The organism is Agromyces humi (assembly GCF_009720255.1).
Classification (GTDB): Bacteria; Actinomycetota; Actinomycetes; order Actinomycetales; family Microbacteriaceae; genus Agromyces; species Agromyces humi.
Genome location: NZ_WJSP02000473.1, coordinates 1 through 2,493, shown reverse-complemented (window position 1 = coordinate 2,493; position 2,493 = coordinate 1). Strand labels below are relative to the sequence as shown.

Annotated in this window: 3 protein-coding genes; 1 reads left to right on the top strand and 2 read right to left on the bottom strand. The window is 72.6% G+C overall.

What is annotated here, in order from left to right:
• Together GH736_RS24725 and GH736_RS21070 are read right to left on the bottom strand one after the other, a co-directional pair.
• Nucleotides 1-223: hypothetical protein (locus GH736_RS24725; RefSeq protein WP_203230891.1), on the bottom strand; the 223-nt coding region annotated here is incomplete at its 3' end.
• A 139-nt stretch (nucleotides 224-362) separates the two neighbouring features.
• Entirely contained in the window at nucleotides 363-1,796 is a 1,434-nt protein-coding gene (locus GH736_RS21070) for an MFS transporter (RefSeq protein ID WP_159606799.1), read from the bottom strand.
• 106 nt (nucleotides 1,797-1,902) lie between these two features.
• On the opposite strand from GH736_RS21070, the gene GH736_RS21065 reads away from it, so the two are divergent.
• Nucleotides 1,903-2,493: TetR/AcrR family transcriptional regulator (locus tag GH736_RS21065; RefSeq protein WP_159606797.1), on the top strand; the 591-nt coding region annotated here is incomplete at its 3' end.

Here is a 2,493-nt window from a genome sequence, read left to right as displayed (position 1 = left end):
CGTCGGGCGAGGGACCCACGTAGACATGGAGCCGGCCCAGCGGTCGAAGCCACTCGATGAGCTGCCGACGCAGGATGATGTCGCTGGCGTCGAGCAGCTCGCCGATCTCGAGGTGGTCGCGCGGCTCGAAGTCGAACGCCGGCGCCTGGTTGGCGGAGCAACTCGCGGCGGGGATCCTCCGCGCGGTCCTCGCGCCCGACGGGTTCGCCCACCTGGGGCTCATGGTGCTGCAGCTCGTCTCGTCGACGTCGAACTCTTTTCCGCTGCGGTAGGGCGCATCCCCCGAGCATGGCCGACGCGCGTCGCGCTCGCCACTGCGAGAGGTGGAACAGGCTGGCTTCCGCGGCGCCGGCCGGGATGGATCAGGCCGCTTCGGCGGCCTCGACGAGGGGCGACTCGGCGATCGGGATGACCTCGGCGACCGGCCGGCCAGTGCGACCACGGGCGAGGAACGGTGCGAGGCCGCCCGCGAACGCGAGCACCGCGCCGATGACGAACGCGGCCACGTAGCCCGACTCGGTGGGCAGGCCCGAGGCGCCGAGCACCGCGCCGATCGCCGCCGCGAACACCGTGGTGCCGATGGCGCCGCCGATGGTGCGGATGTTCGCGTTCATGCCCGTGGCGATGCCGACCTGGTCGGCGCGCACGCTGCGCACGATGAGGTTCGGCGTCGACGAGGTGACGAGCCCGGTGCCGAGGCCGAGCACGGCCGCGGCGATCGCGAGCGGCACGACGCCGTCGTGGAACAGCGCGATCGAGAGCGACGCGGCCGCCGAGAGGAACGCGCCGAGCGTGAGCTGCGCCGCGAACGGCAGCACCCGGCTCAGCGGACCGGCGACGAATCCGACCGAGGCCATGGTCACGAGCATCGGCAGCATGATGAGGCCGGCGGTGCTCGCGTCGACGCCGAGGCCGTAGCCGCTCGACGTGGGCGTCTCGGCGAGGCGGGGGAGCGTCGCCCAGATGCCGAACATCGCGGCGCCGGTGAGCAGGGCGGTGAGGTTGGTCGTCCACACGGCAGGGAGGCGCATCATCCGCATGTCGACGAGCGGGTTGCTCGAGCGCACCTCGACCATCACCCACGCGGTGGCGAGCACCGCCGCGATCGCGAACAGCGAGATCACGAGGGGCGAACCCCAGCCCCACTGGTTGCCGGCGCTCAGCGGCAGCAGCAGCGCGACGAGCCAGCTCGACAGGAGCACTGCGGCGCCGACGTTGATGCGGCCGGCGGTGCGGGTGGCGGTGCGCGACAGGCCGCGGACCCCGACGACGAGCCCGACGCCGGCGAGCGCGAGCGGCAGCACGAACAGGCCGCGCCAGCCGATGGCTGCGGAGATGGGGCCCGCGATCACGGTGCCGAGGCCCGAACCGGCGGCCATGATCGCCGAGAGGGCGCCGATCGCGCCCGCGAGACGGGCGGGAGTGAAGGCGTCGCGCACGAGCCCGAAGCCCAGCGGGAAGACGGCGCCGCCGAGGCCCTGGAGCACGCGGGCGAGCAGCATGACGGTGAGGTTCGGCGCGAACGCGGCGAGCACGGAGCCGACGGCGACGGCGCCGAGCGCGAGGAGGTACATGCGGCGGCGGCCGACGAGATCGCCGGCGCGGCCGAGCAGCGGGGTGGCGACCGCCGCGGAGATGAGCCACGCGGTGAGCATCCAGGTCTGGCCGACCGCGTCGGCGCCGAGGTCGGTGCCGATCGTCGACAGCACGGGGATGATCAGGGACTGCAGGCTCGCGACCGCGGTGAAGCTCGTGGCCACCGCGATGAAGGTGAGGCGAGTGGTGGAGGTTGGCATCAAGCACCCTTCGGGGCTGAGGAGATATACTGGAGGGAACCTCCGATAGGAGGCCGCCTCCGGTTAGCTTAGCGGAGGCACCCTCCGGTTTGCAAGCAGGTGTTTCATGACGGATGCCACGCTCCGCGCGTTGCTCGACGAACGGCGCCCGACGCGCGCCGACGCGCGCCGCAACTTCGACGCCCTCGTCGAGTCGGCGAACCTGGCGTTCGCCGAGCACGGCGTCGACGCCTCGCTCGAGGACATCGCCCGCCGCGCCGGCGTGGGCATCGGCACGCTGTACCGCAACTTCCCCACCCGCGACGCGCTCGTCGAGGCCGTGTACCTCGACGAGGTCGCCGGCGTCGCCTCGTTCGCCGAGGAGCTCGACGACCTGCCGCCGTTCGAGGCGCTCGCCGCGTGGCTGCGACGCTTCGCCGACTACGCCAGCCGAAAGAAGGTGCTGCTCGAAGGGCTCAACCGCGACTCCGAGCTGCTCGCGACGTGCCGTGAGGTGATGTACGAGTCGGGGGAGCCGCTGCTGCGCCGCGCCCAGACGGCCGGCCTCGTGCGCGACGACATCGCGATCGACGGATGGATGCTTCCGTGGCTTCGCGGGCGGCTCCCGTACCGCTATTGGCGCAAGGTCGTGACGGCCGCGCAGGGAATCGCCCTCACCCTCGCGGCATCCGGCCTGATCCCCGAGGTCGCGGGTGCG

What these genes read in the sequence shown, in the direction of transcription:
- GH736_RS21070 (WP_159606799.1), bottom strand. Translation starts at nt 1,796, where the DNA reads ATGCCAACCTCCACCACTCGCCTCACCTTCATCGCGGTGGCCACGAGC.